This is a genomic window from Chryseobacterium lathyri (assembly GCF_030812195.1).
Taxonomy (GTDB): Bacteria; Bacteroidota; Bacteroidia; order Flavobacteriales; family Weeksellaceae; genus Chryseobacterium; species Chryseobacterium lathyri_A.
In genome coordinates this window covers 1,396,173-1,413,279 of record NZ_JAUSSF010000001.1, presented here as the reverse complement: position 1 = coordinate 1,413,279, position 17,107 = coordinate 1,396,173, and the positions used below count along the sequence as shown (strand labels likewise).

The window sequence follows — 17,107 nt, the reverse complement described above, 5'->3', positions numbered from 1 at the left end:
TTTTATTTCTTTATTTTAAAGCTGTTGAAAGTTTCGTTAAAAAGGTTCATATAATTTCCGTTCCAGAACTTCTGGCCACAGTTGATGGAAATCAAGTACAGATCCTTATCCTTCTGAAAAGCCCTGGTAATCCAGAAAAGCTTGTCTTTTTCATCAAAATACTCGTAAGAATATTCTGTGTAACCTTTTCTGCTTTTGCTTTCCTTTATTTTGCTCTCTGGATCTTCAGATTTGTAAAGGGCCAGGATGAATTTTTTCATTTCTGCTTTCGGAAGATTCAGATCGTGGTATTCTGAAATGGTAATGGCGCCTATTTCATTGGCGGGAAAAATATTGACAATATCGCTGTCATTGGTAGATTTCCAGCCTTCAGGAATATTAATAGTGTAGCCGGGACTGTCATAAACTTTTGCTTTTTGGGCAAAAAACAGACTTGCCGATAAAAAAGCGGATACGAGTATTATTCTTTTCATCAGTTAAAAATGGTGTTTATATTCTTCAAGGATGATTTTGAACCACTCTGTAAAATTTTCAGGAGCTTCCTTCATTTCTTTATCAAGATCTTCCATGGAAATGAATCTTACTTCTTCCACTTCATTCTGATTTAAATTGAAATCAGCTTCATAACTTCCTACAAATACATGGTCGAGTTCATGCTCCCAAAGTCCGCCTCCTACATCTGCTTTATAGATAAAACTGAATTTTTCAGAAAGCTCCGTTTCGATTCCGAGTTCTTCTCTTAGTCTGCGTTTGGCCGCTTCAAGATAGGTTTCATTTTCTCTTGGATGAGAGCATACCGCATTGGTCCATTGTTTGGGGGAATGGTATTTTTCCGGTGCTCTTTTTTGAAGGAGCATCTCGCCCTTGCTATTGAACAAAAACACAGAAAATGCACGGTGCAGAAGACCGTTGATGTGAGCCTGCTGCTTTTCCATAAGGCCCAGAACTTCATCTTCGGGATTTACTAAAACTACAAATTCTTCCATTTCTACAAATGTAAGCCTAATAAATGTATTTTGAAAATTTTTGGAGAAACATCATATTTTTGGAGATTAAAAGGGAATAGAGATTTATTATAGATTATAGTTAAACTCCGGCTGAACATTCCCCTCCTCCGGAGGGGTGGATTTCAAAATGAAATTTTGAAAGACGGGGTGGTTAACAAAAAGAAGCATTCTTACTCAACGCTCCGGATCAGCCTGAAAGACAAGTTTAAATGATGGATCATCAACCATTAATTAAAATCTTACCAGCGAAGTTCAAAATATGATAAGCATTATTGGAAAACAACTAAATAAGAAAATTTTTAATCATAATGGGGAAAATAGCTAATAAAATATTTATATAATTCATTAAATATGACTTTTTATAGTATTATTTTAACTTGAACTCAATTTAATACTGTCTTTACTGATAAAAGCCGTAACTTTGCATTTCAAATTTTAATGATGGAGTTAGAATATATTGAACACATAAGTCCTATTCTTAAGGATGGGGTAAAAAATTACTTAATAGACATAGACGGTACCATTACAGATGATGTTCCGAATGAAGAGCCTGAAAGAATGGTGACCTGCGAACCTTATCCTGATGCACTTGAAACCATCAACAAATGGTATGACGAAGGACATCAGATCTGTTTCTTCACCTCAAGAACAGAAAATCTGAAACAGATTACCATCGACTGGCTGGATAAGAATGGCTTCAAATACCACAGCGTACTCTGCGGAAAACCAAGAGGAGGAAACTATCACTGGATAGATAACCACCTGGTAAGAGCTACAAGATACAAAGGCAGATTCACAGATCTTGTAGAAAAACAGGTTACCATTGAAGTTTTCAAAGAAGATTAAGAAAACATATACAGAGATTTAAAAATTGAATGATAAAAAGTGTACACACTGAAATTCTTTAATTTTTAAATCTCTTCACTTTTTAATATCAATTGTATTTATGAAAGTTTTAGCAAACGACGGTCTGGATCAATCTGGAATTGATGCTCTGGCTGAGAAAGGTTTTGAAGTGATCACTGCAAAAGTCCCGCAGGAGTTTTTAGTGGATTACATTAATGAGCATAAGATCCGTGCCCTATTGGTGAGGAGTGCTACACAGGTAAGAAAAGATATTATTGACGGATGCCCATCTATCGAGATTATCGGAAGAGGCGGTGTAGGAATGGATAATATTGATGTAGATTATGCAAGAGAAAAAGGAATTCATGTTATCAATACTCCTTCTGCTTCTTCAGAATCGGTTGCTGAGCTTGTTTTTGCCCATTTATTTTCCGGAGCGAGATTCCTTCAGGATTCAAACAGAAAAATGCCTTTAGTAGGAGATACAGAATTTGCAAGCCTTAAAAAAGCATATACGGCAGGTATCGAATTAAGAGGGAAAACCATAGGTATCGTTGGTATGGGAAGAATAGGACAGGAGGTTGCCAGAATTGCCCTGGGATTAGGCATGAGAGTGATTGCCGCGGATAATAACGTAGGAAAAGCAAGTATTAAAGTGAAATTCTACAACAACCAGTTCATTAATGTAGATATAGAAACTGAACCACTTCAGGATGTCCTGAAGCATTCAGATTTCATTACCCTGCATGTGCCGGCTCAGAAAGACGGATATATGATTGGAAAAAGTGAGTTTGATATCATGAAAGATGGGGTTGCCATTGTAAACTGCTCAAGAGGAGGCGTTATTGACGAATCAGCTTTAATTGCTGCATTAGATTCAGGAAAAGTGAAATTTGCAGGACTGGATGTTTTCATCAATGAACCTACACCTTCTAAAGAAATATTGAACCATTCAAAGATATCCCTGACTCCACATACCGGTGCTTCTACTTTGGAGGCTCAGGACAGGATCGGACTTTCCCTGGCAGAACAGATCTCAAGCATCTTACAGATTCAGTAACTGCGGAACTGGATAAAAATAAAAGAAGACCGTCTCTTAGCCGAGATGGTCTTTTTTCATTAAACTAAATGTAGCGTTGTATGGATGACCTGAGAAACTTGAGCGTTCATAGATTTCGTTTTAGCGGAAGTTCCCAGGTTCTTGAATTTTCGGTTCATTTTACTCAAAGACAAAAGAATAAACCAAAAACTAGTAATTACAAAAAAGACTGCCGTTTGAGACAGTCTTTTTGTTTTATATATTATTTTTGTTTTTAAGAAGATCTCTGATCTCTGTCAACAACTGTTGGTCAGTAGTAGGCCCTGCAGGAGCAGCCTCTTCTCTTTTAACGATCTTGTTAGCACCCTTAATGATCCAGAACAAGACCAGAGCAATACAAAGAAAGCTGATCACAGCAGAAATAAAATTACCGTAAGTAACTCCGTTCCATGAAAGTTTTGAAATGTTTTCAGCGCCTGCAGCTTTCAATGCCGGATTCAGTAAAAGCGGAGTAATGACATCTTCTACCAAAGAGGAAACAATTTTCCCGAACGCCCCACCGATGATCACACCGACAGCCAGATCAAGTACATTGCCCTTAAAAGCAAAATCTCTAAATTCTTTAACAAATCCCATAATTTATATTTTTTTAATTAGTATACACACAAAAATAGAATTAAAAAATGTAAAAACATTACTTTTTAGAGTTTTTTGAGCCAAGATTATTGAATTACGGATTGAAATTAATTGACTTTTTTAGTGATTTTTTTATTTTGATTAATATTTTATTTTAATAGGAATTACTGTAAACTGTAAAAGAAAACTTTTGTAATTTGGTTGAAATTTTAGACCATCTTATGAAAATTTTTACAGCAGAACAAATACGTCAATGGGACCGGTTTACGATTTCGAATGAACCTGTTTCATCCATACAGCTTATGGAAAGAGCTTCAGAAGCATTGGCCAGCTGGATTTCTGAAAACTGTAAAAATCACAGAAAGTTTGCTGTTTTCTGTGGGAATGGTAATAATGGAGGGGATGGCCTTGCGGTTGCAAGAATACTTTATTTAAAAGGGTTTGATGTAGATGTCTTCGTACAAAATCCTAAAGGTAAATTTTCTGATGATGCTTCAGTAAATTTTAAAAGACTGAGGGACTTTTCCGGAATATCGGTAAAGGAATTCAAAGATATAGACCAGAATAATTTTGATTCTAAAACAATCATCATTGATGCCCTCTTCGGAACCGGATTGTCAAGGAATATAGAAGGAGAATATAAGGAGATCATCCGTAAATTAAATGAAAGAAACAATGTTAAAATTTCGGTTGATATTCCCTCCGGCCTTTTTGCTGACAGAATTTCAGAAAAGGATTCCATTATTTTTAAAGCAGATTATACCTTGAGTTTTCAGTCCTGGAAAAAAGCTTTTTTACATCCTGAAACAGGCCCGTATGCAGGGAAAGTGATTATTCTGGATATTGATTTAAGTAAAGAGTATATTTCCAATACTGAAACCGATGATTTTGTTATTGATGACATTCTCATTGAAAATATTTTTAGACCAAGATCAGAGTTTTCCCATAAAGGAACCTATGGAAAAGCAACCATTGCGGGGGGAAGCTATGGGAAAATAGGAGCTGCAGTACTTTCCACTAGATCTGCTCTGAAAACCGGGGCGGGCCTGACTTTTACGCTTGCTCCCCAATGCGGATATGAAATTCTTCAAACCTCCTGCCCGGAAGCCATGTTTATCGAAGGAGGAGAAAAGTATATAGACAATTTTGATATAGAAAAAGATTCTGTTGCCGGAATAGGTCCGGGATTGGGAACAGATCCTAGAACAAAGAAAGCATTTTTAAGCTTTTTAAAGAACTATTCAAAACCTTTGATTCTGGATGCTGATGCATTAAATATAATTTCTGAGAACAAAGGAAATTTAAAATTAATTCCGGAAAGATCAATCATAACTCCGCACCCTAAAGAATTTGAACGGCTTTTTGGAACATCTGAAAATTCTTTTGCAAGACTTGAATTGACAAGAAATAAGGCAAAAGCATTTCAAATCTATATCGTTTTAAAGGATCATCATACCCAGGTTGTTACTCCTGAAGGAAAAATATTTTATAACATTACCGGAAATTCCGGCCTGGCAAAAGGCGGAAGCGGTGATATTCTTACCGGTATCATCACATCACTTGCTGCCCAGCAATATTCTGAAGAGCATGCAGCCGTTTTAGGAATCTGGCTTCACGGGAAAGCTGCTGATCTTGCCGCCGGAAAACACTCAAAGGAATCGATGCTTCCAACAGATGTTATTAATGAGCTGGGACATGTATTTAAGCTTTTTGAAAAGTAAGAATCAGGTTTTACTGGGCTTATAATCTTAAAACATTCAGGTTAATTACAAAAAAAGCTTTTCAGATTTTAATTCTGAAAAGCTTTTATTTTTTTATGATTAGTTTGATTACTCAGGTTTTTCGTTTTCTGCCTGAGTGATCTTGAATTTTTTAGAAATAATCATGATAACAACTCCCGCAATCATAAACGGAATGGAAAGTACCTGCCCCGTATTCAGCCCTCCAATTTGGATAAATTCGTCTCCCTGGGGCTCTTTCAGGAATTCTACAAAGAATCTTACAGCCCAAAGGATAATAAAGAACAGCCCGAATAGCCATCCCTGCTGATACTTTTTGTTTGTTTTTCTGTATAATATCCATAATAATAAGAACAATAGAAAATATCCGGCTGCTTCAAGAAGCTGACCAGGATAGCGGGGAACTGTAGGACCATATTCACTGCTCTGCTGTGGGAAAAGAATAGCAAGAGGGGAATTGGGATCAACTGCTTTTCCTACGATCTCCGAGTTGAAAAAATTTCCTATTCTTACAAATGCGCCTCCCAAAGCAACAACAATCCCAATTCTGTCATATACCCAGAACGGATTCTTTTTGATTATCTTAAATGAATAATATAAAGTAGTGAAGATCAGAGCTATCGTTGCTCCATGACTTGCCAGTCCGGAGAATCCTGTAAACTTAAACCCGTTTTTAGTGCTTATTGGTAAAAATACACTCCAGAAATCTTCTTTGAAAAGTTCCGGCTGATAGAAAATAACATGGCCTAATCTTGCTCCCAAAATAGTTCCGATCAGAGTCCATGTGAAAAGCGGTTCCAGGTATTTTTGGTTAACATTGTCGATCTTGAAAATTCTTAACATTAAAATATAACCAAAGCCAAAGGCAAAAACAAACATTAAGCTGTAGAAATGAAGGGTAACAGGTCCCAGTTGGATACCCTTTGAAGGATCCCATATTTTGAAAGATGTTTCCAAAGCTATACTGTCAGTTCCGTTAATCGGTTTAGCTGTCTTTACAGCATATTTGAATTTGGTGATATTGTCCTGTGTGGCAGGGCTCTCAATCAGTTTAAAATCTTTATCGAAAAGCTGGTAGTGCAAACTTTTATACTTCTCTAAAGTTGTAGCGCTGTAATTAAAGTATGCAGGTTCAAAATTTGACTCGTTCAAAATGACCAGAATATTGCTGTCTGTAGCTTTTTCCGGGAAAGCATTAAGATCACCTACTTCCGTAGTGGAATAGATCTTTACCGGAACACTGCCTCCGTTTACTTTCAGGGTCCCGTCAGATAATCCTCCTGGATATTGCTGTGCAAATGCAGATTGTGTAATGAATGCAAATACGATGAGGTAAATTCTGAAAAATAGATTACTCATTTCTATTAATTTAATAGTTTGTTATTGATTTAATTTTTTCGGGGGAACAGGGTCGTAACCGCTGCCTCCCCAGGGATGACATTTTGAAATTCTTTTAATCCCCAGCCAAAGCCCTTTGAAAATGCCATGCACCTGAAGGGCTTCTACCATATAATGAGAACAGGTAGGCTCGTAACGGCAGTTTTTGGGAAGTAGGGGCGAAATAAACCATTGGTAAAATTTTATCAAAATTACCAAAGGAAAACTGATGATTTTATTGAATGTAAGTTTCAAAACAATGCAAAAATAGGGTAAAAAAATTAAAATTAGTTTAATTTTGTTATAAGTTTCAGGGACTAAAAAACCTGAAACCGTTTATCCTAAAAATAAATTATCTTGAGTCAAAATATTCCATTAGCCGAAAAGTTAAGACCTAAAACTCTGGACGAAGTTCTGGGGCAGGAGCATCTTACCGGTGAAAAAGGTACGATCAGAAAAATGATCGAAAATAATGCACTGAATTCCCTGATTCTCTGGGGGCCTCCGGGTACCGGAAAAACAACCCTGGCCGAAATTATTTCCGAAAAATCAGGCAGGAAGTTCTATAAACTTTCTGCAGTCTCATCAGGAGTAAAAGATGTACGGGATGTAATTGAGGATGCTAAAAAACAAAACCTGTTTTCAGGGAAATCTCCCATTTTATTCATAGATGAGATTCATAGGTTTAATAAATCGCAGCAGGATTCATTATTGCATGCTGTTGAGAAAGGTTGGATCGTTCTGATTGGTGCCACCACAGAGAATCCAAGTTTTGAGGTAGTATCCGCACTTTTATCAAGAAGCCAGGTTTATATTCTAAAAGCGTTGAGTTATGAAAAGCTTGAAGAATTAGTCGATACTGCTACTCAGCGGTTCAATAAGGATGAAGGAACCTCTTTTAAGATTGCTGAAAAAGGGGCATTTATTCAGTATTCAGGAGGGGATGCCAGAAAACTGATCAATTCTGTTGAACTTGTTCTTAATCAATATGTGAATTCAGATAAAAAAGAAATCAATAACTCAGATGTCCTGGAAATTCTTCAGGAAACGATGGCGCTCTATGATAAAAACGGGGAACAGCATTATGATATCATCTCTGCTTTTATAAAATCTATGCGGGGAGGTGACCCGAATGGTGCTGTCTATTGGCTGGCAAGAATGATTGCAGGAGGTGAGGATATCAAGTTTATTGCCCGCAGAATGCTTATTCTTGCAGCTGAAGATATAGGGCTGGCAAATCCCAATGCTTTGGTGATTGCCAATAACTGCTTTCAGGCCATTAATGTTATAGGAAATCCGGAATCAAGGATCATTTTGAGCGAAACGGCAGTTTATTTGGCGGTTTCTCCTAAAAGCAATTCGACATACATGGCAATTAATGATGCATTAGCTCTTGTAAAACAGACTGGAAATCTGCCAGTGCCTTTACATCTGAGAAATGCACCAACCAAGCTGATGAAAGATCTTGATTATGGTAAAGAATATAAATATGCCCATTCATACGAGGGAAATTTTGTAGAACAGGATTTTTTGCCTGAAGAAATTAAAGATGTGAAACTTTATCAGCCGGGAAACAATGCTACGGAAAAAAAGATCTATGAAGAACTTAAGAAAAAATGGAATAACAGATATTAAAAAAGGATACTTTCAAAGTATCCTTTTTATATAGTTTTATTTTACGTGTCATTTATTTTAGAGCGCTTGTGCTTAGGAACACGGTTTTCCTTCCATTGTGATCCCTAACTTCTACATTGCCCATTATATCGCCATAAATCTTCGTATTACTGTCAGAAAACTCATAACCCTCAATAAAAACCGGTGTGTTTTCAGGCACTCCATACTGTGAATTCAGTTGGGCCAAAGATATCCTGTCCAAACCTTCATAACCGTTTTTGATTTTAAATTCCGTGAGGCCTTTTTCTGCAATAAAGCTGTATTTTTTTAGATCCTGAGGCAACCCTGCAGGGCTCTTATAGACATTTGAGCTCTGAACAATGGCTTTCTTTGCAGTAAACATGCCAACTGTTCCGACAATATCATTGGCAACAGCAAACTTTACAGAAGGGTTTTTCTGAGCAGATAGTGCAGCAGACGATAATATTAAAAAAGAATAGAGTATTTTTTTCATAACCAGAATATGTAACTGTTAAAAACTGGATAAATATAATTAATTTTTACAAAATGTGAATGAATTTTTATGATATTTTAAATATTGTTTAGGAATAAAAACTTTTGTTAGGATTTCTGATTTAGAATAAGCTGTTTCTAAATAAACAATAACTCCGCCCCTCACTGTTTTTCCTCTTTTTCTTCCTTTTTTGTATCCACCATGTTTTTTATGATATTCTTCAGCCTTTGGAAGGTGAAAGAACTTAATAATAAAATAACACCCAATATAATGAATGCGGTAATTCTGGAAATATTATCCATCTGCCAGACATCATAGCTGTAAAGTTTAAGGACCATAATTCCTATAAGTGCAAAGCCAACCCTGCTGTATTCGGGGATATTCCTTTTCAGGCTGGTATAAATAAAAATACTTGCAAGAACAGCCCATATAATCGGAAGGTAAAGAATGTTAAAGTGTTCTTTTGTTTTGTATATAAGCTCAATATCATTGACTGAGCTTAGAATGTAGGTGTGGTAGAAGCCACAGCTTATAGCAATAACAAGCGTTATGGAAATCATCCAGTAAGAGATTTTTGTTTTATAGAAATCTGATGTGGAAGCTGTATTCCATAGTATATATATAAAAGGAATCCAATGAAAAAGATGAATTGCATAAAAACCGAATGTAAGTTTTTTCTGTAAGACTGCCGTAACAACTGCTGATGCCACAAATGAAGCGTTTAAAACAATAAGGATAAACAGCAGATAAATAAGTCCAGTCTGGATAATACTTTCAATACCCAGCTTTTTCCTGAATATCATAAGTGCAAAAATATAATAAATGCTGAACAGCAGACCAATACTTATGACCGCCGGCCAGTGCATATCCGAAATATGATAGCTAATTTCCAACAGCAGGGCAATATATATAACGCTATAACTTATAATGGCAAAAACATTTTCAAAAAAGCCGTCCTCATGCTTCTGTGTCTCGTTGATCTTTTTCAGTAAAAAGAGATTCACAATCGTTGTGGTAACGGTCACCAGGCTCGTTAAAAATACCGGATTGAATACAATAGCCATGTTATCTTTGTTCAGATATTCAGACCAGGTCATGATCTGCGCAATGATGACAAGCGGGAAAAGTACATAAAAGCATGTTTTGAAAATGCTGAGTCCGTTTTTTTTCCAGATATAAAGAAGAAGTGTTGCTTCTACAGCCCAAACACTGGTAATAAGATGGCTTTTGAACTGAAGGGCGACAGCTATCGTGATAAGGCTGATTGTAAGCGCAGCAAAAATAGAGTAGCTGAAGCCAAAACTCCTTTTTCCATATTCTCTTAAAAGCAACAGTGCATTGACTCCGGCAAAAAGTAGGGGAAAAATAATTACAGGCTCATAGCCTAACGTGTGGAAGATATAAATTAGACCAATGATACTGGAAAAATTAATTAAGACCAGCATTAAAGTGTCCCAAGGTGAAAATATATTTTTTTTGATATGATCCTGAAGCGCAAAAATGTAGAAAATAATATAATTGGTGATATAAAAAACAATACTGAGCAGCTCTGGTTGTTTTACAGTCCAGAAGAAGAGATAAATATTAGTGAAAATATATGAAGTCCATCCCACGCTTTTCCAGTTTTTTAGAAATGCAGTGGTGAGCATACCAATGTTCAGAAGGGTAAGGTAAGTGAAGAGGAAAGGATAATTACTCTGTCCCGTACTGATCATCAAAGGAGCTGAAAATCCTCCCAGCATTGCAAAAATAATCAAGACCTCACTTTTATAATAATAGGCCAGGGTAATAGAAATAATGGTGACAAGAGTAGTGATGATAAAAGCTGTATTTTGGGTAAACAGGTGATATTCACGGAAAGCAATGGTAGTGGTAAAATAAAGTACTGCAATTCCGCCTCCGGTGATGATAGACGCAAAAACAGCATAATTCTTTCTCAGAAAATGCCCTGCCAGTATAATTCCGGCTCCAATTGCCAGGCCTATTCCAGCTCTTGCCGTTTCTCCGATCCAGTTTTTGTCTATAGCATATTTCACAAAGTAGCCAATCCCAAGAACAAGCGTGAAAATACCGATGATGGTCAGAATATTTTGTTTTAAAAACTCAAAAACAGGTTCCAGCCAGTCCCTTTGAGGTTCTGCGGGATGTTCATCAGATGTATTTGCTGCAGGTGCTATGACCTCCTGTATTTGATGAGAAACCGCAGTTTTTTCATTGGCCGGCTGCTGTTGGAAGATATCTGTATTTTGTTGAGACTGATTGATTTTCGAATGTAGATCAGAAACCTCTTTCTCAAGCTTTCCGATCTTACGATTAAGATTGTTGAAGATGAAAAAGATGATAACAATGATCAGTATGATTGCAAGAAATCCACTCATTCTTTAGTTTTTATCAAATATAAATAAATGTAACAGGATAAAAAATTAATCCATCACATATTCTGTGATGGATTAACCGTGCAGAGTGATTAAATTTATCTGTTAATTAGATACTTTGTAGATATAGAAAGATCCAATACTAGTTCCTAAAATTCCTGCTTCCAATAAAGAAGATCCGGTAAGCCCGAATGAAATTTTATCTCCCGCCTGGAACGAATACAGTGAATTGAGAGTACTTTCAGAAATAGTTAAGCTTAAAAGAAGTGGAACTGTTATGCCGCTGAATACACGGCTGTCAATAAGAGTACCAACTCCGGCTCTGTTTCTGAAAATTCCAATACCCGGCGTATTCGTAAGTATGGCAGCCTGAAGACCTGAACCGTAACGGAACGAAAATCCTACCTGATAGATACCATTAGACGGTATTGTAAACGTATTGTCTGTATCAGAGAATAGTGCTGCGGATCCCACTGTTCTTTCAGAAGCTAAAAAGTTGACCGCTCTGAATCCGCTAGGAAAGAGACCCAGACTAACCAGATCGATTCCGGTAGTTTTCTTCGCTGCATATACGGAAGAATTAACAGTTGAGTCATAAAGTAATTGTGGATTGGCTTTAGATACCTGTGTACTTCCGGTATTAAGCACTAAAATTTCATAACCTGGTAAGGCTGGAGTAGCAGGTACATCACGCACCTTCATGGTGCCGTTTACATCTAATGCGGCACTTGGAGTAGCCGTGTTGATTCCCACTTGAGAAAATACGGGAACAGCAGATAAGGCTAAGAGCAAATTGTAGATTTTAGTTTTCATGTGTAGCTTTTTTAATTAGTTTTCGGAATGATAAATACAAAAATCATGCCTTGTATTGTGATTTGTTTAACGATTTATTTATTATTGTGTTGATGTTTTAAAGCATGTAACCTGTTTGTGATATATCTTGCTTCGTAATGTGGTTATGTGTCAATATTTTTTAAAATTTTATCCGTAGTGAAAATAGATATTTATATTAACATATCTCTACATTATGAATTACAATTTTATATTTTTCTCTTAATTGTCACATTTTGTGACAGTTTAAATTACAATTGTGTCAGTATTTTTGAAGAATCATGTTGAAAAAGGGCATATAATAAACAAAAAACACTGCCATAAAAGCAGTGTTAGTTGATGATATCTGTATATTTTTAGCTTTCTAGGAGGAATTCTTTATAATTACCCAGAAAATCTACCTCCGCATGAATTGACTGAAGTTCTAAAAGAGCATTTCCGTGAAGCACTTCTTCCCACTTTCCCACTACATTAACAAAGAAAAAATAGTTACCAAGACCTGTTTTCAGTGTTCGTGACTCAATCTTGCTGAGGTTCATCTTTCGCCATGCAAAAACTGACAGTACCTGATGAAGCCCACCAGCATGATCTTCAGGAAGATTAATCAGCATGCCGGATTTTTCTCCCAGTACTTCAAGGCTGGTATTATGATAGGTAGGCTGTTGTTTGGTAATGACAATAAAACGGGTATGGTTCTGTTCAAAATCCTGGATATTCCGGTGAACGATTTTCAATCCGTACAGATTAGCGGCAAATTGGTTGGCTACGGCAGCTATTTTCAAATCTTTATTTTCGGAAACATATTTAGCTGCTGCTGCTGTAGAAGAGAAATCCTGTCTCGTTATTTCTTTATGATGGGTATCCAGAAAATGGAAGCTTTGAGCCAGAGCTTGCGGATGCGAATATATTTTTTCTATATCCTCCAGGCTGTTCTCAGGATGGATCATCAGATGGTGGGCAATGGGCATTACCCCTTCCGCTTCAATTTTAATAGAAGGCGTTTTGTATAAATAATCCAATGTCATGGAAACCGTTCCTTCAATAGAGTTTTCCAAAGGAACAACAGCTTTGTCAGCTTCTCCATCATTAACAGCATTAAAGCAGTCCAGAATATTTGCCTGCGGTAAAAGTTCTTCCCCCGGGAAAAGCTGTGTGGCTGCAAGTTGTGTGAAACTTGCGTGGGGTCCCAAAAATGCAATCGTCATACGTTTATATAAATGTATATTATATTAAAAATTCTAATTGAAGTACAAATATGCAAATTAGTTTAAAAACATCGTACTTCTATTTAAGATTTGCTATCTATTCCAATTCTCTTCAATAAGTTTCATCAGAAAATCCGGACATCTTATAATTTTGTTGGCTTTTCCATCCAGAAAGAACAGGGTAGTGGATGCCTCTGTGATCTTTACCCCTTCCTCATTGAAAATTTCATATTCAAATTCAATTCTTACCCCTGGAATTTTTTTTACGTAAGTATGAATTTCTAATTTTTGGTCGTATAGTGCAGGGCGGATGTATTTAATTTTATAATCTGAAACAGGAAGCCAAATTCCTTGGTTTTCAATTTCATCGTATGATATTCCTATGCTTCGGAAAAGTTCCACTCTGCCAATTTCCAGATACTCCGCATAGTTGCCATAATATACATATTTCATAGGGTCTGTTTCTCCGTAACGTACTCGTATTGAGTGGGTTGTGTGTATCATTTTTAGTCCTTATTTATACATACAAATATATTTTTAAATAATCAATACCTGCAATATTTTTTTTTGAAAAGAAAAAATTGGACCTTTGTCTTCCTTCTACAAAAAGTACTAACAAAGAATTAATCGGGGCATAAATATGGATGAAAATTTAATGATGATATGGCAGAAGTGCATTCAGTTCATGCGTGATAATTTGAACGCAGCTGAGGACAATTCTGATCTTAAAAAGCTTGAAAAATCCTTCGACATGCTATTCGATAAGGTACAGCCGCTTTCATTGGTTGCCAATAACCTTACGCTTATAGTGCCGAGCGATTTTTACAAGGAATATATTGAGGATAATTACCTATCCCTGCTTTCTGCTGCCCTGAAGAAAAATCTTGGAAAAGGAGTGAAATTATGGTACTCTGTCATGGAAAACAGGCCTACCGGAGAGGAAAAGCCAGTGACTATGAATATGAAGGGAAAAAGCGTTCCTACCCCAAAAATGCAAGAAACGATGCCGCAGGGATTCTCTGCAAATATTGTGAACCCTTTTGTACTTCCGGGAATAAGAAAAGTAAATATAGATTCGAACCTGAAGTCTGACTATTCTTTTGATAATTATATAGAAGGAGAGAGTAATAAATTTGCGGCTACAGTAGCAAGATCTATTGCTAAAAGACCGGGAGCAACTGCTTTCAATCCATTATTTCTTCACGGAGGATATGGAGTGGGAAAAACACACCTGGGACAGGCTGTAGGTCTTGAGGTGAAAAATCAGTTTCCGGATAAAGTAGTGCTTTATCTGTCTTCAGAAAAATTTATCCAGCAGTTTATTTCTGCTGCGAAAGCCCATAAGCAGACTGAGTTTGCGAACTTCTACCAGATGGTTGATGTTTTGATCATTGATGATATTCAGTTCCTGTCCGGTAAATCTGCCACACAGGATAGTTTCTTCCATATTTTTGATCATCTTCACCAGAACGGAAAACAGATCATCCTTACATCAGATAAGGCACCTGCGGATATCATGGATATTCAGGAAAGGATTGTTTCCCGTTTCAAATGGGGACTTTCTGCCGAAATCAAATCACCGGATCTTTCTACAAGAAGACAGATCATAGTAGATAAACTGAGCAGAGATGGGATTGTTCTTCCAGGTGATATGCTGGATTTCCTTGCTGCTGAAGCTAAGACCAATGTAAGAGAGCTTATCGGAGTCATTAACTCTGTAATCGCTTATTCTACTGTTTATAAAACAGACTTAAGCCTTGAGTTACTGAAAGATACGATCAATAAGATTGCTGCCAATCAGAAGAAAGTAATTAATATTCCTTACATTCAGGAAGTGGTATGTGATTATTTCGGAATCAAAAAAGAACAGCTTCTTTCTAAAACAAGAAAAAGAGAAATTGCACTTCCGAGACAATTGGCGATGTATTTTTCAAAAGAGCTAACCAATGCTACCTTTACAAAGATAGGCGAAGAGATGGGCGGAAAAGACCATTCAACGGTCATGTACGCCTGTGATACCATTAAAGATGTGTCAAAAATTGATAAAGAAGTAAAAAAATACGTTAAAGATCTTGCTGAAAGAATCAAAAAATAGAAATAATTTAATCTGAATAAATTGAAATGGAGAATAGTTTTATTCTTCATTTTTTATTTAGTTTTGCTGCGGGAAGTTATGTTTTTACGTTCTCAATTGTCTTATGTATAAATCATTTAATCTTTCAATTAATAAAATGATATGAAAATATTGATGGTCTGCCTCGGGAATATCTGCAGAAGTCCTTTAGCAGAAGGTATTATGAAGACAAAGGTCCCGGGAAGCTTTTTTGTAGATTCAGCCGGAACAATCTCTCTGCACGAAGGAGAAACTCCGGATAAAAGAGCGGTGAAAACAGCTGCAAACCATAATATTGATATTTCACAACAAAGGTCCAGGCCTATGACTAAGACTGATTTTGAAACTTTTGACAAGATCTACTGTATGGATATTGATGTATACGAAGATGTGATCTCAAAAGCACAGAATGAAGAACAGCGCCAGAAAATATCCCTGTTTATGTCTGCATTGGGAGATCATAAAAATGCTGAGGTTCCAGATCCATACTGGGGAGATATGAAGGATTTTGAAGATGTTTTCCAATTGCTGGACAAAGGCTGTGACGCTATTAAAAACCAAATTCTATCGTAATATGAAAACATTGATTCTCGCATTTCTCTTAAGCTTTAATTTTTCTTTTGCCCAAACCCAGGATGAAACTGAAATCCGGAAATTAATGGACGAATTTATGCAGTGTATCAAAACCAGGGATGAAGCCAAGTTTGCATCTTTATTTCAGGATCCTGTACTTTGGACCGGAATTTATAAGGACAGAACCCAGGCCAAACGCCTGGAGAAAAATCCGAAAGCAGAATACTATTTTACGGATGATTATAAAGCCTTTATCAGAGGATTCAAAGATGATAAATCTGAGGAAAAATTCGACAATATCAAAATCATAGAAGACGGAGCTGTAGCCTCTGCCAATTTTGACTACAGTTTCTGGTATGATGGGAAAATGGAAAATTGGGGTAAAGAAATCTGGACCCTGATGAAGATCCACGGAAAATGGAAAATTACTTCAGTTACCTTTTCTATGGATCTTACAGAATATTTCCCTCAGCCTTCACTAAAAGAAAGAACTAAAAAACAATAAAATGCTTTTTTTACTCCCAGCTTATTTATCAGAAAATACTTCTATCACTCATTTTTCACCCGTTCTGAAAGATTATATTATGCAGACGGACTATTTTTTTGTTGAAAATGAAAAAACAGCCAGAAAGGTTATTAAATTTTTTGCTCCCGAAAAGAAGCAGTCTGATTTGAAGCTGTTTCTGCTTGACAAATACACGGAAAATGCTGATATCAAAGAAGCCCAGAACCTGATGCTGCAGGGGCAGGATTTCGGACTGCTTTCCGAAGCGGGGCTTCCATGTATTGCAGATCCGGGAAACCTGATTGTGAAATGGTGTCACGAAAAAAACATCAGGGTAATTCCTGTTTCAGGACCTTCATCTATCATTTTAGCGTTAATTTCCAGTGGATTTAATGGCCAGGAATTTACATTTCACGGTTACCTTCCGATAGATAAAGGAGAAAAGAAAAAGCAGATTCAGCGTCTGGAAAGTTTGGTGCAGCAGACCGGATATTCCCAGATTTTTATGGAAACTCCCTACAGAAATAATCCGCTCTTTGAAGATCTTACCAAGTTCTTATCGCCGAACACAAAACTCTGTATTGCGGCGAATATCAACGATCCCGAGCATGAATTCATCCAGACAAAAACGATCAGCGACTGGAAAAAAATAAAGCCGGAGCTCCACAAAATTCCTGCTGTTTTTGTTCTGGGAAAATAGTTCTCATATCGTCATTGTGAACCGAAGGTGAAG

The 17,107-nt window shown here is 36.7% G+C and carries 18 protein-coding genes; 8 read left to right on the top strand and 10 right to left on the bottom strand.

All coding sequences use genetic code 11. From position 1 onward, the window contains the following. Window positions 1-2: 2 nt before the first annotated feature. Together J2T03_RS06335 and idi are read right to left on the bottom strand one after the other, a co-directional pair. Window positions 3-473, bottom strand: coding sequence for a hypothetical protein (locus J2T03_RS06335; RefSeq protein ID WP_307210109.1), 471 nt, complete (start codon window positions 471-473; stop codon window positions 3-5). A 3-nt stretch (window positions 474-476) separates the two neighbouring features. Beyond that, a complete protein-coding gene (idi, locus tag J2T03_RS06330; RefSeq protein WP_306845695.1) occupies window positions 477-986 on the bottom strand; it encodes an isopentenyl-diphosphate Delta-isomerase in 510 nt (169 codons plus the stop codon). A gap of 462 nt (window positions 987-1,448) precedes the next feature. Here idi and J2T03_RS06325 point away from each other — a divergent pair, with 462 nt between their 5' ends. Next, the gene (locus tag J2T03_RS06325) at window positions 1,449-1,853 is read left to right on the top strand and encodes an LNS2 domain-containing protein (protein WP_306845911.1); all 405 of its coding nucleotides are present in this window, start codon (window positions 1,449-1,451) and stop codon (window positions 1,851-1,853) included. A 100-nt stretch (window positions 1,854-1,953) separates the two neighbouring features. Next, complete coding sequence (locus tag J2T03_RS06320) at window positions 1,954-2,913, top strand: D-2-hydroxyacid dehydrogenase (protein ID WP_306845697.1); 960 nt, start codon at window positions 1,954-1,956, stop codon at window positions 2,911-2,913. Window positions 2,914-3,147: 234 nt separating this feature from the next. Here J2T03_RS06320 and mscL read toward each other — a convergent pair whose 3' ends face one another. Then, on the bottom strand, window positions 3,148-3,528 hold the full coding sequence (mscL, locus tag J2T03_RS06315) for a large conductance mechanosensitive channel protein MscL (RefSeq protein ID WP_306845698.1): 381 nt from the start codon (window positions 3,526-3,528) through the stop codon (window positions 3,148-3,150). A 221-nt stretch (window positions 3,529-3,749) separates the two neighbouring features. On the opposite strand from mscL, the gene J2T03_RS06310 reads away from it, so the two are divergent. After that, window positions 3,750-5,249 carry an NAD(P)H-hydrate dehydratase gene (locus J2T03_RS06310; RefSeq protein ID WP_307210107.1) on the top strand — a complete coding sequence of 500 codons (1,500 nt, stop codon included), beginning with the start codon at window positions 3,750-3,752 and terminating at the stop codon, window positions 5,247-5,249. A 108-nt stretch (window positions 5,250-5,357) separates the two neighbouring features. Here J2T03_RS06310 and lgt read toward each other — a convergent pair whose 3' ends face one another. Then, the gene (lgt, locus tag J2T03_RS06305; RefSeq protein ID WP_373426900.1) at window positions 5,358-6,224 is read right to left on the bottom strand and encodes a prolipoprotein diacylglyceryl transferase; all 867 of its coding nucleotides are present in this window, start codon (window positions 6,222-6,224) and stop codon (window positions 5,358-5,360) included. Between the two features lie 423 nt (window positions 6,225-6,647). Continuing rightward, a complete protein-coding gene (gene yidD / locus J2T03_RS06300) occupies window positions 6,648-6,899 on the bottom strand; it encodes a membrane protein insertion efficiency factor YidD (protein WP_185144578.1) in 252 nt (83 codons plus the stop codon). 102 nt (window positions 6,900-7,001) lie between these two features. On the opposite strand from yidD, the gene J2T03_RS06295 reads away from it, so the two are divergent. Next, window positions 7,002-8,279 (top strand): replication-associated recombination protein A, encoded by a 1,278-nt coding sequence (locus J2T03_RS06295; protein ID WP_307210105.1) that lies wholly within the window; start codon window positions 7,002-7,004, stop codon window positions 8,277-8,279. 52 nt (window positions 8,280-8,331) lie between these two features. Here J2T03_RS06295 and J2T03_RS06290 read toward each other — a convergent pair whose 3' ends face one another. The 5 genes from J2T03_RS06290 to J2T03_RS06270 all read right to left on the bottom strand — a co-directional run bounded on the left by J2T03_RS06290 (window position 8,332) and on the right by J2T03_RS06270 (window position 13,687). Further along, complete coding sequence (locus J2T03_RS06290; protein WP_306845705.1) at window positions 8,332-8,772, bottom strand: hypothetical protein; 441 nt, start codon at window positions 8,770-8,772, stop codon at window positions 8,332-8,334. A 161-nt stretch (window positions 8,773-8,933) separates the two neighbouring features. After that, window positions 8,934-11,150: a DUF2339 domain-containing protein gene (locus J2T03_RS06285; RefSeq protein WP_307210103.1), complete on the bottom strand. Its 2,217-nt coding sequence runs from the start codon at window positions 11,148-11,150 to the stop codon at window positions 8,934-8,936. Window positions 11,151-11,252: 102 nt separating this feature from the next. Beyond that, complete coding sequence (locus J2T03_RS06280; protein WP_307210101.1) at window positions 11,253-11,960, bottom strand: hypothetical protein; 708 nt, start codon at window positions 11,958-11,960, stop codon at window positions 11,253-11,255. Window positions 11,961-12,334: 374 nt separating this feature from the next. Next, window positions 12,335-13,183: a prephenate dehydratase gene (pheA, locus tag J2T03_RS06275; protein ID WP_307210100.1), complete on the bottom strand. Its 849-nt coding sequence runs from the start codon at window positions 13,181-13,183 to the stop codon at window positions 12,335-12,337. Between the two features lie 93 nt (window positions 13,184-13,276). After that, complete coding sequence (locus J2T03_RS06270; protein WP_306845711.1) at window positions 13,277-13,687, bottom strand: acyl-CoA thioesterase; 411 nt, start codon at window positions 13,685-13,687, stop codon at window positions 13,277-13,279. A gap of 136 nt (window positions 13,688-13,823) precedes the next feature. Between J2T03_RS06270 and dnaA the strand changes: the two genes are divergently transcribed. The 4 genes from dnaA (at window position 13,824) to J2T03_RS06250 (ending at window position 17,074) form a co-directional block, all read left to right on the top strand. Continuing rightward, window positions 13,824-15,278 carry a chromosomal replication initiator protein DnaA gene (gene dnaA, locus J2T03_RS06265; protein ID WP_306845713.1) on the top strand — a complete coding sequence of 485 codons (1,455 nt, stop codon included), beginning with the start codon at window positions 13,824-13,826 and terminating at the stop codon, window positions 15,276-15,278. A gap of 141 nt (window positions 15,279-15,419) precedes the next feature. After that, window positions 15,420-15,869: a low molecular weight protein-tyrosine-phosphatase gene (locus J2T03_RS06260; protein WP_306845715.1), complete on the top strand. Its 450-nt coding sequence runs from the start codon at window positions 15,420-15,422 to the stop codon at window positions 15,867-15,869. Between the two features lies 1 nt (window position 15,870). Next, window positions 15,871-16,374 (top strand): DUF4440 domain-containing protein, encoded by a 504-nt coding sequence (locus J2T03_RS06255; RefSeq protein ID WP_307210099.1) that lies wholly within the window; start codon window positions 15,871-15,873, stop codon window positions 16,372-16,374. 1 nt (window position 16,375) lies between these two features. Next, window positions 16,376-17,074 (top strand): SAM-dependent methyltransferase, encoded by a 699-nt coding sequence (locus J2T03_RS06250; RefSeq protein ID WP_306845719.1) that lies wholly within the window; start codon window positions 16,376-16,378, stop codon window positions 17,072-17,074. The last annotated feature ends 33 nt before the right edge of the window (window positions 17,075-17,107 follow it).